The 16,920-nt window shown below is 55.5% G+C and carries 15 protein-coding genes and 1 tRNA gene; 8 read left to right on the plus strand and 8 right to left on the minus strand.

Annotated features, from left to right (window positions below; genetic code table 11):
• Positions 1-2: 2 nt before the first annotated feature.
• Complete coding sequence (gene glnE, locus N1689_RS14790; RefSeq protein ID WP_260059275.1) at positions 3-2,855, minus strand: bifunctional [glutamate--ammonia ligase]-adenylyl-L-tyrosine phosphorylase/[glutamate--ammonia-ligase] adenylyltransferase; 2,853 nt, start codon at positions 2,853-2,855, stop codon at positions 3-5.
• Positions 2,856-2,888: 33 nt separating this feature from the next.
• Positions 2,889-4,199 carry an inorganic triphosphatase gene (locus N1689_RS14795; RefSeq protein WP_260059277.1) on the minus strand — a complete coding sequence of 437 codons (1,311 nt, stop codon included), beginning with the start codon at positions 4,197-4,199 and terminating at the stop codon, positions 2,889-2,891.
• 271 nt (positions 4,200-4,470) lie between these two features.
• On the opposite strand from N1689_RS14795, the gene N1689_RS14800 reads away from it, so the two are divergent.
• Both N1689_RS14800 and N1689_RS14805 read left to right on the plus strand, forming a co-directional pair.
• Positions 4,471-5,091 carry a TIGR04211 family SH3 domain-containing protein gene (locus N1689_RS14800; RefSeq protein ID WP_008925741.1) on the plus strand — a complete coding sequence of 207 codons (621 nt, stop codon included), beginning with the start codon at positions 4,471-4,473 and terminating at the stop codon, positions 5,089-5,091.
• 157 nt (positions 5,092-5,248) lie between these two features.
• Positions 5,249-6,481, plus strand: coding sequence for a multifunctional CCA addition/repair protein (locus N1689_RS14805; RefSeq protein ID WP_260059279.1), 1,233 nt, complete (start codon positions 5,249-5,251; stop codon positions 6,479-6,481).
• Positions 6,482-6,496: 15 nt separating this feature from the next.
• Here N1689_RS14805 and bacA read toward each other — a convergent pair whose 3' ends face one another.
• Both bacA and folB read right to left on the minus strand, forming a co-directional pair.
• The gene (bacA, locus tag N1689_RS14810; protein WP_003848438.1) at positions 6,497-7,315 is read right to left on the minus strand and encodes an undecaprenyl-diphosphate phosphatase; all 819 of its coding nucleotides are present in this window, start codon (positions 7,313-7,315) and stop codon (positions 6,497-6,499) included.
• Positions 7,316-7,506: 191 nt separating this feature from the next.
• On the minus strand, positions 7,507-7,866 hold the full coding sequence (folB, locus tag N1689_RS14815; RefSeq protein ID WP_013359068.1) for a bifunctional dihydroneopterin aldolase/7,8-dihydroneopterin epimerase: 360 nt from the start codon (positions 7,864-7,866) through the stop codon (positions 7,507-7,509).
• Between the two features lie 108 nt (positions 7,867-7,974).
• Here folB and plsY point away from each other — a divergent pair, with 108 nt between their 5' ends.
• Positions 7,975-8,580 carry a glycerol-3-phosphate 1-O-acyltransferase PlsY gene (gene plsY / locus N1689_RS14820; protein ID WP_098052336.1) on the plus strand — a complete coding sequence of 202 codons (606 nt, stop codon included), beginning with the start codon at positions 7,975-7,977 and terminating at the stop codon, positions 8,578-8,580.
• Between the two features lie 29 nt (positions 8,581-8,609).
• Here the strand turns inward: plsY and tsaD are convergent, their stop codons facing one another.
• Complete coding sequence (tsaD, locus tag N1689_RS14825) at positions 8,610-9,623, minus strand: tRNA (adenosine(37)-N6)-threonylcarbamoyltransferase complex transferase subunit TsaD (RefSeq protein WP_150014796.1); 1,014 nt, start codon at positions 9,621-9,623, stop codon at positions 8,610-8,612.
• A gap of 277 nt (positions 9,624-9,900) precedes the next feature.
• Here tsaD and rpsU point away from each other — a divergent pair, with 277 nt between their 5' ends.
• From rpsU to rpoD, 3 genes are all read left to right on the plus strand, one after another.
• The gene (gene rpsU / locus N1689_RS14830; protein WP_001144069.1) at positions 9,901-10,116 is read left to right on the plus strand and encodes a 30S ribosomal protein S21; all 216 of its coding nucleotides are present in this window, start codon (positions 9,901-9,903) and stop codon (positions 10,114-10,116) included.
• A 118-nt stretch (positions 10,117-10,234) separates the two neighbouring features.
• Entirely contained in the window at positions 10,235-11,980 is a 1,746-nt protein-coding gene (dnaG, locus tag N1689_RS14835; RefSeq protein WP_161734958.1) for a DNA primase, read from the plus strand.
• 231 nt (positions 11,981-12,211) lie between these two features.
• The gene (gene rpoD, locus N1689_RS14840; RefSeq protein WP_013359071.1) at positions 12,212-14,053 is read left to right on the plus strand and encodes an RNA polymerase sigma factor RpoD; all 1,842 of its coding nucleotides are present in this window, start codon (positions 12,212-12,214) and stop codon (positions 14,051-14,053) included.
• 75 nt (positions 14,054-14,128) lie between these two features.
• On the opposite strand, the gene mug is transcribed toward rpoD, so the two are convergent.
• Together mug and N1689_RS14850 are read right to left on the minus strand one after the other, a co-directional pair.
• Positions 14,129-14,647 (minus strand): G/U mismatch-specific DNA glycosylase, encoded by a 519-nt coding sequence (mug, locus tag N1689_RS14845; RefSeq protein ID WP_161734955.1) that lies wholly within the window; start codon positions 14,645-14,647, stop codon positions 14,129-14,131.
• On the minus strand, positions 14,644-15,228 hold the full coding sequence (locus N1689_RS14850) for a TetR/AcrR family transcriptional regulator (RefSeq protein ID WP_260059295.1): 585 nt from the start codon (positions 15,226-15,228) through the stop codon (positions 14,644-14,646). Before N1689_RS14850 ends, mug begins: the two co-directional genes overlap by 4 nt.
• 137 nt (positions 15,229-15,365) lie before the next feature.
• Between N1689_RS14850 and N1689_RS14855 the strand changes: the two genes are divergently transcribed.
• Both N1689_RS14855 and N1689_RS14860 read left to right on the plus strand, forming a co-directional pair.
• On the plus strand, positions 15,366-16,157 hold the full coding sequence (locus tag N1689_RS14855) for an SDR family oxidoreductase (protein ID WP_260059297.1): 792 nt from the start codon (positions 15,366-15,368) through the stop codon (positions 16,155-16,157).
• Between the two features lie 202 nt (positions 16,158-16,359).
• A tRNA-Ile gene (locus N1689_RS14860) sits at positions 16,360-16,435 on the plus strand.
• Between the two features lie 151 nt (positions 16,436-16,586).
• Here the strand turns inward: N1689_RS14860 and N1689_RS14865 are convergent.
• Positions 16,587-16,898 (minus strand): hypothetical protein, encoded by a 312-nt coding sequence (locus tag N1689_RS14865; RefSeq protein WP_260059298.1) that lies wholly within the window; start codon positions 16,896-16,898, stop codon positions 16,587-16,589.
• Positions 16,899-16,920 lie beyond the last annotated feature (22 nt).

Here is a 16,920-nt window from a genome sequence, read left to right on the forward strand (position 1 = left end):
CATCACGCCAGGATAGACGCAGGCGTTATCAGCCAGCGTTGCCAGCTGTTCAGAACCGTCTGCCGCTCCGCTGCGTAAGCCTCTGGCTCAACGTGGCCCGGCAGCGCCTGCAGGGCGCGATGATGCAGGGCGTCGCGCAGCGTGACATAAGCCTGCGTCAGCGCCTGCGCTTCATCGGCGGGCATTTTATGGTACTTCGCCATCAGCTCAAAAATGCGCACATTGTCAGACCAGCGCGTCAGCTCGGGCTGCTCAGCGGCGTAGCGTAAGACAAGATATTGGGCGATGAATTCAATATCGGTGATGCCACCCGCATCGGCCTTGATATCCCACCGACCTTTATGTTTGTTACTGAGGTGAGCACGCATCTTTTCACGCATCTCACGCACTTCGGTTTGCAGCGCGTCTGCAGGACGTGGCAGCGACAGAATCGTCTGACGAATCGCGTTGAAACGATCACCCAGCGCGGCTTTGCCAAACACCACGCGCGCCCGGACCAGCGCCTGATGCTCCCAGGTCCAGGCTTCACTACGCTGATACTCTTCAAACGCTTCAAAAGTACTGACCAGCATGCCTGCCGCGCCGGAAGGACGCAGACGCGCGTCCACTTCGTAGAGAATGCCGGAGGCGGTACGGGTACTGAAGAGATGCATAATGCGTTGAGCAAGGCGCAGATAGAACTGACGGCCATCAATGCTGCGCTCCCCTTCTGTCACTGCGTCTGCCGGACAGTCATGCAGGAAGACTAAATCGAGGTCAGAACTGTAACCCAGCTCCCAGCCGCCCAGCTTGCCATAGCCCAGTACGGCAAAACCGCGTTCATATTCATTGTTCAGGTGAGAGGGACGACCATAGCGCTGCACCATCATGTTCCACGCCTGACGTACCACAGAGTCGATGATTGCTTCAGCCAGCCAGGTGAGATGATCGCTGACTTTCATCACCGGCAGCGTGCCTGCGATGTCAGCGGCGGCAATACGCAGATGTTGCGCCTGCTTAAACTGCCGCACCGCTTCCAGCTGCTGCTCCTCATCCTCAGTGGGTATGCGCAGCAGATATTGTCGCAGCTCATCGCGATAGGCGTCAGTGGCGGTCGGCTGATAGAGCGTGGCCGGATCGAGCAGTTCATCCAGCAATAAAGGGTGACGCGCCAGCTGGCTGGCCACCATCGGTGAGGCCGCGCACAGGCGAATCAGGTGACGCAGGGCACCGTGATATTCGGTCAGCAGCTCCAGATAGGTGCTACGGGTCAGCACGCCGAGCAGCAGCGGCGTCAGACGACTCAGCGTGACCGCCGCATCTTCACGCGGGCAGACCTCGCTCAGCAGACGCGGCATCAGTTGATCCAGCGCCTGACGGCCACGCGGACCGATAGTGCGCCGGCTGATGTCCTGACGAAACGCCTCCAGCGTCTGATGCAGTGTAAGCCGCTGATCGTCACTGAGCTGCGGTACCAGCGGCGCCAGCTCATTATTCTCCAGCTGGTCCTGCCACAGCACCTGAAACTCCGCCAGCTCACGCTGATCGCCAATCTCAGGCGTATCTTCCCCAATCAGCTCGTCAAAGATTGTCCGTACCGCTGCCATCTGAGCCTCAAGCTGGGTCATCAGCGCAGGCCAGTCGGCACAATCCATCGCCCACGCCAGCCGGGCGCGATGCAGCTCATCTTCCGGCAGCGTCTGGGTCTGCTCGTCGCCCAGGCTTTGCAGCAGATTCTCCAGCCGCCGCAGGAACAGATAGGCGTCACGCAGCGTATCCACCTGTTCAGCAGGCAGCAGAGCCAGGGTTTTGATCGCCTCCAGCGTCGGCAACAGGGCACGTAACTGAAGCGAGCGCTCACGCCCGCCCCGAATCAGCTGGAACACCTGTACGATAAACTCGGTTTCACGGATGCCGCCCGCCCCCAGTTTGATATTGTTTTTCAGTCCGCGACGCCGTACCTCGCGGCTGATCATCCCTTTCATGTTACGCAGCGACTGGATCACGCTGAAGTCGATGTAGCGGCGATACACGAACGGCCGCAACATCTGCTGCAGCTCCAGGCTCCAGCGGTCGTGGTCATCACCCATCAGGCGCGCCTTGACCATGGCGTAACGCTCCCAGTCGCGTCCCTGCTCCTGGTAGTAATCCTCCAGCGCGGCAAAACTCATCACCAGCGGACCGCTGTCGCCAAATGGCCGCAGCCGCATATCCACACGGTAGACAAAGCCATCCATGGTGGGTTGATCCAGTACTTTGATCAGCCGCTGGCCCATACGGGTAAAGAACTGAGCATTGTCGAGCTCACGCCGTCCGCCACGCGTGGTGCCGTTTTCCGGCCAGGCGAAAATAAGGTCGATGTCAGAGGAGAAATTGAGTTCGCCGCCGCCCAGCTTGCCCATGCCCAGAATCAGCAGCGGCTGTGCGTCGCCGTCGGCATTACAGGGCGTACCAAAATCACGGCAGCAATCCTGATATACCCAGTCACGCGCCCTGCTGATCAGCACTTCGGCTAAAACGCTGAGCTGGTGCAGGCTCTGTTCGGTCGTGGCGTGTTGCAGCGCCTGCATCCAGGCAATACGCACCAGCATACGGCGGCGAAACAGCCGCAGTTCGCGCATCAGGCTCGCTTCACTGTCGATGCTGCTGAGCACCTCGTTTAGCCATACAGCGTAGTGCTGCCACTCTTCAGGCTGCGGCGGCTGGTCGAGCATCATCTGCCACCAGTCGGGATGTTGTTGCAGATTTTCCAGCACAAAGTCGCTGAAAGCCAGCCCGGCGGCCTGCTCCGGGCTGAGCGAAGCCAGCGGAACCCCAAGCTGTCGGGCGGCCTCTTCGGCCTGATCGCGTAGCAACGCGGGAAATGCTGCCAACATAACTCCCTCCTTGATGGCGGTACGAATTACCCGTTAGCGGCCAGCGCCGCTGGTGAGCCAGAATGGCTGCTGTTTCAGAGCCTGCGACGTCAGCCAGGCTAAGCCGGATGACTGCTTTTCATGAATCGCCGACAGCAGTTGCTGCCAAGGTTCCAGCCAGGCCATTACCGTTTCTGCAGGATAAGATCCGGCCAGCAAATGCACCGTAAGCAGCTGACGCGCCAGACGCGTTGCTTTGTCCTGATACTCGTTAGGTTGTTTGACCGTGACGAACGTCTCTCTCAGGTCAGCATTGACGCGACTCAGCATGATGTCGCTGAAGCGCTTAAATGAACCCTGCAGCTTGGCCTCCCCTTTGGCATCAATCCACTGACGCCACTGAGACTCAGCCAGCCAGTGGGTCAGCGCCAGCTGCGTTTCAACCGAGAGAGAAGATAAGCAGAACGTCGCCGCCTCCTGCTCTTCGTTCACCAGCATCTCTTCCAGCGTGGTCAGTTGCTGACGCAGGGCGCTGCTGGCTTTGCGTGGCACCAGCGCACCGAACAGGCTGAATGCCTGACGCAGCAGATCCAGCGCTTCGCGCACCGCATCCTGCGCCGCCGCGTTGCCGCGCAGCCAGACTTCTTCATGATATTGCCAGTGACGCAAGCCAGCCGACATCGCAGCGACCATGCCCTGCTCAACTGTCGCTTTAACGCCGGCTTTCAGCAGCGGGAAAGCCTCAATCTGGCGTGACGAATTACCCTGCGCCAGTTGATAACCGCGGGCGGCTTTGCTCAGGCTGCCCATACGCAGACCACCCAGCGCCACCAGCTGCTGTGCGAAGGCCAGCAGATCCTGGCGTTCGCCACGTTTCAGCTCCAGCTCGATCTCGCACAGCGGTTCGCTGAGATCACCTGCCGTGACCTCGCCCTGATCAAACGCCACTTCAATTTCACTGTTGCCTGTGGTGATCAGCCAGATCTCGCGCTGAAAATGGGTGGTAAACAGGGGCTGCAAGCGCGGCTGCAGCGCTGCGACATCGGTGCCCTGCGGCCAGATTTCTGCAGGCAGGCGGGCAATATCCAGCACCGGCTCGCTGAGTTCAACGTTGTATTCCGGGCGCTGATGCAGCCCGCCGAGCGTCTGGCCCGCCGCTTTCAGCGTCATTTCGTACCGCTGGTCGATGCCACGGATACGCAATCCCATATCCCAGCGTCGAAGCTGGTTGTCGTCGGTTTCGAAGTAGATGTTGGTCAGCTCGCGAGCAGCCTGATGCTGATGCGGCAGAGTGGAGAGCAGTTCAGCCAGTTTCCCAGCCGCTTGTGGAGTTGCAATGAACTTTAGTTCGATTTCGATGGTCATAATTTTTTATTCACTACGCCGCTGGCACTTAAGAGAGTTTTTCCTGCATATTTCAGGCGATTATCAGCAGGTTACTCACGCTGTCGCCTGGAGGGCAAGGGGGTATCAGGCGAAGATTAATGCACAGAAGCCGCGCTGTCTCTGCTTTCTTTGCTCTTTCGCAGACCTTTTCGCACTCCCATGAGACCAGGATAGTTCTCATTCAGATTTATGCGAGGCCTCTCCAGACTGTGCCGGTAAATTTTAGTCAGACTAAGCCAAACGAAATCGAATGAAAAAAATCACACTCGCTGGACTCACTTTGCTGGCCCTCAGCACCCTTGCACCTGCCCATGCCGACGAAAAACGCTATGTTTCTGATGAACTCTCAACCTGGGTACGCAGCGGGCCGGGCGATCAGTTTCGCCTGCTCGGTAAGCTGAACGCCGGAGAAGAGGTGCAGCTGTTACAGACCAACAATGACACCCATTACGGCCAGATCCGTGATTCGGAAGGCCGCACTACCTGGATCCCCCTGTCGCAGCTTAGCGCGAATCCGAGCCTGCGTACCCGTGTACCGCAGCTTGAGCAGCAGGTGAAAGATTTGACAGCCAAGCTGGATAACATCGACAACAGCTGGAACCAGCGTACCGCTGAGATGCAGAACAAAGTTGCCAGTAGCGACGGCGTGATCAACGGGCTGAAAGGCGAGAATCAGAAGCTGAAAAATGAGCTGATCGTCGCTCAGAAGAAAGTCAGCGCCGCTAACGTTCAGCTGGATGACAAGCAGCGCACCATTATCATGCAGTGGTTTATGTATGGCGGCGGCGTGCTGGGTGTTGGCCTGCTGCTGGGACTCTTACTGCCGCACATGCTGCCGCGTCGTAAGAAAAGCGACCGCTGGATGAACTGACCCCCTTCTGTCGGTCTGATCAGGGGATCACAGGATCCCCCTTTTGGCATGTCTGCAATCCGGGGAATCTGTGCAACAATAAAATGAGATGCACCGCCGATTTCTGGCGCGGGATACGCCCGGCGTGCAGGTCATTTCTTTTTCTCTGGAGTGTTGCGTGAAGACGTTTCTTGTTGGCGGTGCGGTGCGTGATGCGCTGCTGAATCTGCCGGTTACAGATAAAGATTGGGTGGTAACAGGTTCCTCGCCCGAAGCCATGCTTGAGCAGGGTTATCAACAGGTCGGTCGCGATTTTCCCGTTTTCCTGCATCCCGTCAGTCGCGAAGAGTATGCGCTGGCCCGGACCGAGCGGAAAAACGGGAAAGGCTACACCGGCTTTGTCACCTGGTCTGCGCCCGACGTGACGCTGGAGCAGGACTTACAGCGCCGCGATCTGACCATCAATGCCATCGCACAGGATGAAAACGGCGAGCTGGTTGATCCCTACAACGGCCAGCGTGATATTGCCCTGCGCCTGCTGCGTCACGTCTCGGAAGCCTTCAGTGAAGACCCGCTGCGGGTATTGCGTGTCGCGCGCTTTGCTGCGCGTTTTGCCCATCTCAACTTTCGTATTGCCCCCGAAACCCAGCAGCTGATGCAGCAGATGGCTGCAAGCGGTGAGCTGTCGAATCTCACTGCCGAACGGGTGTGGAAAGAGACAGAAAAAGCACTGGGCACCCGTAATCCGCAGGTCTACTTTCAGGTGCTGCGCGACTGCGGTGCGTTGCAGGTGCTGTTTCCTGAGCTGGATAATCTGTTTGGTATTCCTGCACCGATTAAGTGGCACCCGGAGATCGACACCGGTGTGCATACGCTGATGACGCTGGCGATGGCCGCCGCGCTCTCCGGCGAGATCGATGTGCGCTTTGCTACGCTGTTCCATGACGTCGGCAAGGCGCTGACACCGCCTGAATTGTGGCCAAGCCACCACGGTCATGGACTGGCAGGCGTTCCGCTGGTCGAGGCGCTGTGCCAGCGGCTGCGGGTGCCCAACGCAATTCGCGATCTGGCGCTGATCGTGACCGAATTTCACGACATTGTGCACACCATTGAGCGGCAATCTGCGGCGTCACTGGTAGCGCTGTTTGATCGCATCGATGCCTGGCGTAAGCCGCAGCGCGTTGAGCAGATGGCGCTGACCAGCGAAGCAGATGCGCGCGGACGTGCCGGGCTGGAGAGTATGCCTTATCCGCAGGGCGACTATCTGCGTCGTGCTTTTGCGCTGGCGCAGACGGTGCCGACTAAAGCGGTCGTCGAAGCGGGATTCAAAGGGATGGAAGTGCGAAAAGAGATGACGCGACGACGCATTGCCGCTGTCGCGCAAGGTCTGGCGATTGGGCAGCCTGACTAGCAGGCTGCCACAGGTTTACATGAAGACCATGTAAACCGCTGCCGCCACGATGAAGCGGTAAATGGCGAACGAGACAAAAGAGATGCGTTTGATCAGCTCAAGGAAGGCTTTAATCGCAATCAGCGCCACGATAAACGCCGTGACAAAGCCCACGGCGAACATCGGGAAGTCCGCCATCGTCAGGAAGCCGATGCTCTTGTACATGTCCAGTACAGTCGCACCCATCATCATTGGCACGGCCAGGATGAAGGAGAATTCTGACGCGGCATAGCGGCTCACACCCATCAGCATCCCGCCGGAGATGGTTGCTCCAGAACGTGAGAAGCCCGGCCACAGCGCTAAGCACTGGAAACAGCCAATCATAAACGCCTGACGATAGGTAATATCATCGACACCTACGGCTTTCGGCTGTTTTGGCTTGAGATACTCTGCGGCCAGCAGCAGCACACCCCCCACGACCAGCGCGTACATCACGTTGATCGGATTGAACAGCGTTTTGATCTGATCGTGCAGCACCAGACCCACCACCACAGCCGGAACCATACCCAGCAGGATATGGATCAGCGACAGACGACCGGTGCCGACACCTTCATGTTTGACTTCGCCAAAGTGAATGCCGATCAGGCCAAACAGACGGCGCCAGAACATCACTACTACAGCCAGAATCGATCCTAACTGGATCACAACTTCAAAGGTCTCGGCTTTTTCACCTTCAAAGCCCAGCAGGTGACCCACTATAATCATGTGCCCTGTGGAAGAGACCGGTAAAAATTCGGTCAGCCCTTCCACAACGCCCAGGATTGCAGCTACCCAAAGCTGATGAATATCTGCCATCAAATGTTCCCTCTATCCGTTTCAAAACCATTAAAAAGGCGGTAGCGCGTTGCTATCGCCTGAAATCATGCCGCAATTAGCCTGAATTAAACCTTAAGCTCCGCTCCGTTTCGCCTGCTGTAACGAAACGGTCCACGCTATGACAGACAGTAATTTGGTTTGGTTTCATTGTGATGGCAATCACATCGTATTTATTTAGGAATAGTCCCGCGCTCAATTCGCACGCCAACCTGCGCCGCCTGGGCTACAGCGCCCGGTTTGCTTACCTTTATGCGTACGCCAGGCGAATTGAAACGGTTCATCAACAGATCCGCGATTTCTTCAGCTACCCGCTCAACCAGGGCAAAACGCCCCCCATTCAGATGGGTCAGAATCGCAGAGGAGACATCGGCATAGCTGAGACAATCTTTCACATCGTCGCTGCTGGCCGCCAGACGGTTATCCCAGGCCATTTCGACATCGAGCACCAGCTTCTGCTGTATACCCTGTTCCCAGTCGTAAACGCCAATGGTGGTGAACACCGTGAGTTGTTCTATAAATACGATATCCATGATGAGGGTCTCTGTTTTTGGCTAAGCCGGATACCACTTCCGGCGGATTATGCGTATTATCCACGGTTGATGAGATCAAAACGACCCTAAAGGGAACGGTACGGTGTTATGAGTGCTTTCGCGCTTGGTATGATTATTTTCGCGTATCTTTGCGGTTCGATTTCCAGTGCGATTCTGGTTTGCAAACTCGCTGGCCTGCCCGATCCCCGCACACACGGTTCCGGTAATCCGGGTGCCACCAACGTACTGCGTCTGGGCGGTAAAGCCGCTGCAGCCAGCGTATTAGTGTTTGATGTGCTGAAAGGGATGGTACCGGTCTGGCTGGCTTATCTGATGCACGTGACGCCGCTCTATCTTGGCCTGACCGCCATTGCCGCCTGTCTCGGTCATATTTATCCGGTGTTCTTTCACTTTCGCGGTGGCAAAGGCGTAGCAACGGCATTTGGCGCGATTGCGCCGATTGGCTGGGACTTAACCGGGCTGGTTACCGGCACATGGCTGCTCACGGTGCTACTCAGTGGCTATTCTTCGCTGGGGGCGATTGTCAGTGCACTGATCGCGCCATTCTATGTCTGGTGGTTCAAACCGCAGTTTACCTTTCCGGTTTCCATGCTCTCCTGTCTGATCCTGCTGCGTCATCACGATAATATTCAGCGGCTGTGGCGCGGTCAGGAAGGTAAAATCTGGAAGCGCAAAAAGAAATCTCAGCCATAAAAAAAGCCGGCAAGCCGGCTTTTTTCACATCAGATCGCGGGCAACTCCGCCAGCGGCCATCGCGGCCGCACGCTGACGCTTAACTCGCCCCGTGTTCCGCCTTTTAACCGCACCATGCCCGCATACGCGATCATTGCACCGTTGTCGGTACAGAACTCCGGGCGGGCGTAAAACACTTCGCCGCCGCGCTTTTGCATCATAATTGCCATCTGCTCGCGCAATGTGCGGTTAGCGCTGACGCCCCCGGCAATCACCAGACGCTTAAAGCCGGTCTGATCCAGCGCGCGTTTACATTTGATCGACAGCGTATCCACCACCGCATCTTCAAAGGCGCGGGCGATGTCAGCACGGGTCTGCGCATCATCAGGATTGGCGCGAATCGTATTAGCAGCAAAGGTTTTCAGGCCGGAGAAGCTGAAATCCAGGCCCGGACGATCGGTCATCGGACGCGGGAAGGTGAAACGCCCCGCCGTGCCCTGCTGCGCCATCTTCGACAGCATCGGCCCGCCCGGATAATCCAGGCCGAGCAGCTTCGCCGTCTTATCAAAGGCTTCGCCCGCGGCATCATCGATCGATTCACCCAGCAATTCATATTCACCGACGCCGGTGACGCTAATCAGCTGGGTATGCCCGCCGGACACCAGCAGTGCGACAAACGGAAACTCCGGTGGATTCTCTTCCAGCATTGGTGCCAGCAGGTGCCCTTCCATATGATGAACCGGCACGGCAGGCACTTTCCATGCAAACGCCAGCGCGCGGCCAATGGTGGCGCCGACCAGTAGCGCACCGACCAGTCCGGGACCGGCAGTGTAAGCGACTGCATCAATCTGCTGCGGCTCCAGACCCGCTTCTTTCAGCGCCGCCTGAATCAGCGGCACGGTTTTACGCACGTGATCGCGTGAGGCCAGTTCCGGCACCACACCACCATAGTCGGCGTGCAGTTTTACCTGGCTGTAGAGCTGGTTAGCCAGTAATCCAGCCTCGTCATCATAGATTGCGATGCCGGTTTCATCGCACGACGTTTCAATACCCAGAATTCGCATTGCATCACCTCATTCTTGCGGCGCGCAGTTTATCACAGCAATGTGATGTGCAGCGCGGGCATCCCGCGTAAAAAGTCATTTTCTGTCGGCTAAAGAGTGCGCTATACTCCCGCCCCTGGAAAAACCGGCAGCCGCACAGGCAAACGCTCCTGTTGGTTTCAAATTATCCATGGTGCTTTACAAACCAACATGGGTTGGAGTAAAATGCTGCACCATTTTGAAATGTGCTGGCGCCGCAGTCAGCAGCAAAACCGAATTTTATCGAGGTGAGAGTTACATGCCGGTAATTAAAGTACGTGAAAACGAGCCATTTGACGTAGCACTGCGTCGCTTCAAGCGTTCATGCGAGAAAGCAGGCGTTCTGGCTGAAGTTCGTCGTCGTGAGTTCTATGAAAAACCGACTACCGAACGTAAGCGCGCTAAAGCGTCAGCAGTTAAGCGTCATGCCAAGAAACTGGCTCGCGAAAACGCACGCCGCACTCGTCTGTACTAAGTCGTTCCGGAGGTTCGCCTCCACCGCGTGATTCACGCAGACAGAGTCAAGTAAAAGGCCGTGCTTTCCGAAAGGAAGCGCGGCTTGTTGCCGTTTATGAGCTGAAAATCTGGGGCGTATGGCTGGACGAATTCCACGCGTATTTATCAACGATTTACTTGCCCGCACGGATATCGTGGATCTTATCGATGCCCGCGTTAAGCTGAAAAAGCAGGGTAAGAATTTCCATGCGTGCTGTCCTTTCCATAATGAAAAAACGCCCTCTTTCACCGTAAACGGCGAAAAGCAGTTCTATCACTGTTTCGGCTGTGGTGCACACGGCAACGCTATCGACTTTTTAATGAACTTTGATCGTCTGGAGTTTGTTGAAAGTATTGAAGAGTTAGCCACTTCCCACGGTTTAGACGTGCCTTACGAAGCAGGCAGCGGGCCCAGCCAGATGGAACGCCATCAGCGCCAGAGCCTGTATCAGCTGATGGAGAACCTGAACGGTTTTTATCAGCAGGGTCTGCAGCAATCCAGTGCGCAGCCAGCACGCGACTATCTTGATCGTCGTGGTCTGAGCGCCGACATCATCAATCATTTCGCCATAGGTTACGCGCCAGCCGGCTGGGATAATGTTCTCAAGCGTTTTGGTAAGCAATCGGAAGACCGCGAATCGTTGATGGAGGCGGGCATGCTGGTCAGCAATGACAAAGGCCGTACCTATGACCGGTTTCGCGACCGCGTCATGTTTCCGATCCGCGATAAACGTGGACGCGTCATCGGTTTTGGTGGCCGCGTACTGGGTAACGATACGCCGAAGTATCTGAACTCACCGGAAACCCCTATTTTCCATAAAGGCCGCCAGCTCTATGGCCTGTATGAAGCAGTTAAGAACCATCCTGAACCCGCCCGCCTGTTAGTGGTCGAGGGATACATGGACGTGGTTGCGCTGGCGCAGTACGGGATCGATTATGCCGTCGCGTCATTAGGCACCTCAACCACGGCTGAACACATTCAGTTGCTGTTTCGCAGTACCGACACCGTGATCTGCTGTTACGACGGCGACAGGGCGGGTCGTGAAGCGGCATGGCGTGCGCTTGAGACCGCATTGCCTTACATGAATGATGGTCGTCAGCTACGCTTTATGTTTTTACCTGAGGGTGAAGACCCGGATACGCTGGTACGCAAAGAGGGTAAAGCCGCCTTCGAAGCGAGGATGGAGCAGGCCATGCCGCTCTCTTCGTTTTTGTTTGATAGCCTGCTGCCGCAGGTAGATCTGAGCTCACGCGACGGAAAAGCGCGTCTGAGCACACTGGCTTTACCGCTGATTACCCAGATCCCCGGTGAGACCTTGCGTATTTATATGCGTCAGGAGTTGGGGAACAAACTGGGTATTCTTGACGACAATCAACTTGAAAAGCTGATGCCGAAGCTGGCTGCAAGTGGAACGGCGCCAGTTGCGCCACCGCTGAAACGGACCACCATGCGTGTGCTGATCGCCTTGCTGATTCAGAACCCGCAGCTGGCTACCCTGGTACCTTCGCTTGATGGGCTGTCTGAGTCAAAAATGCCGGGTTTACCGCTATTTATTGAGTTAGTGGGTCGTTGCACTGAGAATCCTGGATTGACCACCGGACAGCTACTAGAGTTATATCGCGGAACAAATTTTAGTCAGACGCTTGAAACGCTGGCGATCTGGAACCACATGATAGTAGATGAAGAAGCCGAAGCGGTATTTCAGGACTCGCTGGCCAGCATCTACGATTCTGCTCTTGAAGAGCGTTTGGAATTTTTGATTGCGCGTGAGCGCACCCAGGGACTGAGCGCCGATGAGCGCCGTGAACTCTGGACACTCAGTCAGGCTTTTGCCAGGAAATAATTTAGCACGCTGCCCGTTCTGACGAAGGGCAGCGTGGCTGTTTTAAGGCCGGGAGCGTTAAGCCAGGCCTGTACCACCAAAATTTATACAAGCGGCTTAAGTGCCGATTACTGTTGGGCAAAGCCCACGCCGCGACGAAGGCAGCGGCAAGAATTAAACGCCTTTACTGCTATTGTTGGCTCGCTGCCGACCGACACCAATCTAATTTAACAGAAGTGTGGATACCGTCTTATGGAGCAAAACCCGCAGTCACAGCTCAAGCTTCTTGTCACCCGTGGTAAGGAGCAAGGCTATCTGACCTATGCTGAGGTCAATGACCATCTGCCGGAAGATATCGTCGACTCAGATCAGATCGAAGACATCATCCAGATGATTAACGACATGGGTATTCAGGTGGTTGAAGAAGCCCCGGATGCTGACGATCTGATGCTGAATGAAAACAGCTCCGATACTGACGAAGATGCCGCGGAAGCTGCCGCTCAGGTGTTATCCAGCGTTGAATCTGAAATCGGGCGCACCACTGACCCGGTTCGCATGTATATGCGTGAAATGGGTACCGTTGAACTGCTGACGCGCGAAGGCGAAATCGACATCGCCAAGCGTATTGAAGACGGTATCAACCAGGTTCAGTGTTCCGTAGCCGAATACCCTGAAGCGATTACTTATCTTCTGGACCAGTACGACAAAGTTGAAGCAGGTGAATCACGCCTCTCCGATCTGATCACGGGTTTCGTCGATCCTAACGCAGAAGAAGATCTGGCCCCGACGGCAACGCACGTGGGCTCCGAACTTTCTGAAGCCGATCGTAACGACGACGATGAAGAAGATGAAGAGGATGATGACAGCTCCGACGACGATAATTCTATCGACCCGGAACTGGCACGCGAGAAGTTTTCTGACCTGCGTAAGCAGTATGAAACCACCCGCGACGTGATTAAAAGCAAAGGTCGCAGTCATGCTGCTGCCGTTGCCGAAATCCAGAACCTTTCCGACGTCTTCAAGCAGTTCCGCCTGGTACCGAAGCAGTTCGATTACCTGGTAGGCAGCATGCGCACCATGATGGAACGTGTCCGTACCCAGGAACGTCTGATCATGAAGCTCTGTATTGAGCTGTGCAAAATGCCGAAGAAAAACTTCATCACGCTGTTTACCGGCAACGAAACCAATGAAAGCTGGTTCAAAGCCGCACTGGCAATGAACAAGCCATGGTCTGAGAAGCTGCTGGAAGTGCAGGATGACGTAATGCGTTCCCTGCAGAAACTGGCACAGGTTGAAGAAGAGACCGGCCTGACTATTGAACAGGTTAAAGATATTAACCGTCGCATGTCGATCGGTGAAGCTAAAGCCCGTCGCGCCAAGAAAGAGATGGTGGAAGCGAACCTGCGTCTGGTTATTTCGATTGCCAAAAAATACACCAACCGCGGTCTGCAGTTCCTCGACCTGATTCAGGAAGGTAATATCGGCCTGATGAAAGCGGTAGATAAGTTTGAATATCGCCGTGGTTACAAGTTCTCGACCTATGCGACCTGGTGGATCCGTCAGGCTATCACCCGCTCTATCGCTGACCAGGCACGTACCATCCGTATTCCGGTGCACATGATTGAGACCATCAACAAGCTCAACCGTATTTCGCGCCAGATGCTGCAGGAGATGGGCCGCGAACCGACGCCGGAAGAGCTGGCTGAGCGTATGCTGATGCCGGAAGATAAAATCCGCAAAGTGCTGAAAATCGCTAAAGAGCCGATCTCGATGGAGACGCCGATTGGTGATGATGAAGATTCACATCTGGGCGATTTTATCGAAGACACCACGCTGGAGCTGCCGCTGGATTCTGCTACCTCAGAGAGCCTGCGTTCTGCCACCCACGATGTGCTGGCTGGCCTGACCGCGCGTGAAGCGAAAGTACTGCGCATGCGTTTCGGTATTGATATGAATACCGACCATACGCTGGAAGAAGTGGGCAAACAGTTTGACGTTACGCGTGAGCGTATTCGTCAGATTGAAGCGAAAGCCCTGCGTAAACTGCGCCATCCGAGCCGTTCGGAAGTGCTGCGTAGCTTCCTCGACGATTAAGTCCGACAAAAACCCCGGTTCGCCGGGGTTTTTTATGCCTGCCTGCTACCCGCCTCTCCCCTGCCCTGCGCAGGTTCAGCTGCTCTCCGGATGCAGTTCCAGCCAGAGCTGACGATACGCCTCAACCATTTCGTCCAGTGATGCGCGATTCAGACCACTGGGATTCGGCAACACCCATACCTGCGTTTTCCCCATACAGATCGGCTGTTTCCCCCATTCGACTTTGCTCTGCTTAAAGGCACGACGAAACGCATCTTTACCCAGAATCGCCAGCGCGGCGGGCTGATAATTCAGCACCTTTTCCATCAGCCGCTTGCCGCCGTCCCGCAGCTCATCAGGCGCTAACTCATTCGCCTGCACCGTGGGCCGCTCGACCAGCATCGTGATGCCGCAGCCGGTTTCCTCCAGGCGCTGCTCCTCTTCGGGTTTCAGCTGTTCCCGGGTGAATCCCGCCAGATGGATCACCTTCCAGAAGCGATTACCGGGATGTGCAAAGTGGAACCCCTGATGGGCCGTTGACTGGCCTGGGTTAATGCCGCAGAACAGTACATCCAGACCGGAACTGATGATGTCGCGGATAGCGTGTTCACTCATGCTGTGACCTCCAGCGTGCGCTGCTTCAGCGCTGTGCGACTGCGTTGCAGCAGCAGGCTGGCCTGCTCCGCATCCGGACAGGCTCGCGCCAGCGCCAGCGCGCCAATCATCTCTGCCATCATGCTTGAAGCAAGCGTATCCGCTTCCGTCCACCCCAGCTCACTCAGCACCTGCGTCAGGCTGGCATGCATCGTACTGAAGCCCTGAGCGAAGATCTGTCGCGTCGGTTGGGGAAGATGCGCCACTTCGCTCACCAGCGCTGCCATCGGACAGCCCTGCGCCGGTGCATTACGATGCGCCTCGGATAGATAGCTATCAATAAAGTCTGCTACCTGCTGCGCTAGCTGGGTCACGGACTCAGCGGGCTTAAAGGTATCGGCTTCAGCGAACATATGCTTTAGCACCTCCTCAACCAGCTCCTCACGTGACGCAAAATGTGCATAAAAACCGCCGTGTGTCAGCCCGACCCGCTTCATCAGCGCCGCTACACCGATTCCTTCGGTGCCGGTTTCACGCATCACACGCGCCGCCTCATCAAGGATACGCTGCCGCGTCTGTGCTTTGCTGCTCTGCTTCTCCATCTCATCTCCTGCGGTGCCTGCTACGTAGCGTCTGGCTATTATAGTAATTATTACGGTCATCATATTCCAGCTTGACGGCAGATATGATGATCGTCATATTTATAGCGATTATGACGATCATCATACGAGGAAAAAAGATGTCAAAATCAGGCACAGCATTAATCACCGGCGCATCCAGCGGTATCGGCGCGACTTATGCAAAACGACTGGCAGCACGCGGTTATGATCTGATCCTGGTCGCCCGGGATCAGGCGCGACTCACCACCCTGGCGGACACACTGGCAAAGCTGCACGCTGTTCAGGTGACCGTGATGAAGGCTGACTTAACGCAGGAGCAGGACCTGCAGCGTGTGGAGTCGGAGCTCGCGAACAACGCACAGATTACGCTGCTGCTGAACAACGCGGGCATGAACGTTGAGGGTGAGTTTCTGGAGGCGGACATCACACGCATTAACAGCATGCTGGCGTTAAATATTCTGGCCCCAACCCGTCTGGCACAGGCGGCTGGCCGGACATTCAAAGCACGCGGTCACGGCATCATTATCAATATCGCGTCGGTGCTGTCGCTGGTGCACGAGATGTTCAATGGTGCCTACAACGCCACCAAGTCTTACGTGCTGACACTGACGCGTGCGATGCAGCGCGAACTCGCAGAGAGCGGCGTGCAGGTACAGGCGGTGTTACCCGGTGCGACCCGTACGGAGATTTTCGACCGCGCAGGCCAGTCTATCAATGAAATCCCGGCTGAAATGCTGATGGACGTTGATGAGATGGTGGACGCCGCGCTTGCCGGACTCGACAGCAAGGAGACGGTAACTATTCCGGCGCTGGAAGATCTGCAGATGTGGCACGATTACGATCGGGCGCGTGGTGCAATGGTTCCTCACCTTTCACGGGACAAATCGGCATCCCGCTATCGTCAGAAGTGAGTCAGTCTTAATTCTTTCCGCCTGAAGTACAGTTCTGTTAAAGGCACGGTAAAGCATTATCCGTGCCGTTTTGCGACTACAGCTTCAGGCGTTGCCAGATTTGTTATAGAAATCAGCAGCTAAATCGCTGCTGCTTATTTCAGCAACCGATGGCGGAGTGCTGGATCGCCCTGAAGAGATACTTTATAATCCCCGCTCCGCTGGCCCCTTAGCTCAGTGGTTAGAGCAGGCGACTCATAATCGCTTGGTCGCTGGTTCAAGCCCAGCAGGGGCCACCAAATTTAATGATGAAAATCATGCAGTTAAGCCGCTTTTTTAAAGCGGCTTTTTTGTATCTAAAGAACAAATGCCCCCTTTTCGTCCCCCAACCAAAGCTAAACAGCAGTGTGATGGTGGTGCTTTATAAAGCTGAGGGCCATCATCAGAAGATTACATATCTTTATTGAGCATTTTTTTTATGTGCTTTCTGCCTGCATCAATCTGCATTTCCCTCCAGCTACTATAAGAAGTGTTTTGCGTTATGAAGTCTTCCCATGCCTGATCAGGTATGGCGGCAAAATCCTCCTTAGTTTCAACGCTAAATCCTGATTTATCAAACATATCCTCAAGAGAAGTGAATGAAGAGCACTCAGCCAAAAACTGCTTATTAAAAAGTTCACTAAAAGGTATCGATTGTGTCCCTGAAACTGCTTCAAGGTTTTTTTTGAGTTGATCAATCTGGTTACTAAATTTTTTAACCATATAGCCTCCTTATGGCGTATAT

It is taken from the genome of Pantoea sp. XY16, assembly GCF_025153065.1.
GTDB classification, from domain to species: Bacteria; Pseudomonadota; Gammaproteobacteria; order Enterobacterales; family Enterobacteriaceae; genus Pantoea; species Pantoea alfalfae.

Bases quoted from the DNA above. Each gene is read 5' to 3' on its own strand.
- glnE (WP_260059275.1), bottom strand. From the start codon at position 2,855: ATGTTGGCAGCATTTCCCGCGTTGCTACGCGATCAGGCCGAAGAGGCC.
- N1689_RS14795 (WP_260059277.1), bottom strand. From the start codon at position 4,199: ATGACCATCGAAATCGAACTAAAGTTCATTGCAACTCCACAAGCGGCT.
- N1689_RS14800 (WP_008925741.1), top strand. From the start codon at position 4,471: ATGAAAAAAATCACACTCGCTGGACTCACTTTGCTGGCCCTCAGCACC.
- bacA (WP_003848438.1), bottom strand. From the start codon at position 7,315: ATGGCAGATATTCATCAGCTTTGGGTAGCTGCAATCCTGGGCGTTGTG.
- folB (WP_013359068.1), bottom strand. From the start codon at position 7,866: ATGGATATCGTATTTATAGAACAACTCACGGTGTTCACCACCATTGGC.
- plsY (WP_098052336.1), top strand. From the start codon at position 7,975: ATGAGTGCTTTCGCGCTTGGTATGATTATTTTCGCGTATCTTTGCGGT.
- tsaD (WP_150014796.1), bottom strand. From the start codon at position 9,623: ATGCGAATTCTGGGTATTGAAACGTCGTGCGATGAAACCGGCATCGCA.
- rpsU (WP_001144069.1), top strand. From the start codon at position 9,901: ATGCCGGTAATTAAAGTACGTGAAAACGAGCCATTTGACGTAGCACTG.
- dnaG (WP_161734958.1), top strand. From the start codon at position 10,235: ATGGCTGGACGAATTCCACGCGTATTTATCAACGATTTACTTGCCCGC.
- rpoD (WP_013359071.1), top strand. From the start codon at position 12,212: ATGGAGCAAAACCCGCAGTCACAGCTCAAGCTTCTTGTCACCCGTGGT.
- mug (WP_161734955.1), bottom strand. From the start codon at position 14,647: ATGAGTGAACACGCTATCCGCGACATCATCAGTTCCGGTCTGGATGTA.
- N1689_RS14850 (WP_260059295.1), bottom strand. From the start codon at position 15,228: ATGGAGAAGCAGAGCAGCAAAGCACAGACGCGGCAGCGTATCCTTGAT.
- N1689_RS14855 (WP_260059297.1), top strand. From the start codon at position 15,366: ATGTCAAAATCAGGCACAGCATTAATCACCGGCGCATCCAGCGGTATC.
- N1689_RS14865 (WP_260059298.1), bottom strand. From the start codon at position 16,898: ATGGTTAAAAAATTTAGTAACCAGATTGATCAACTCAAAAAAAACCTT.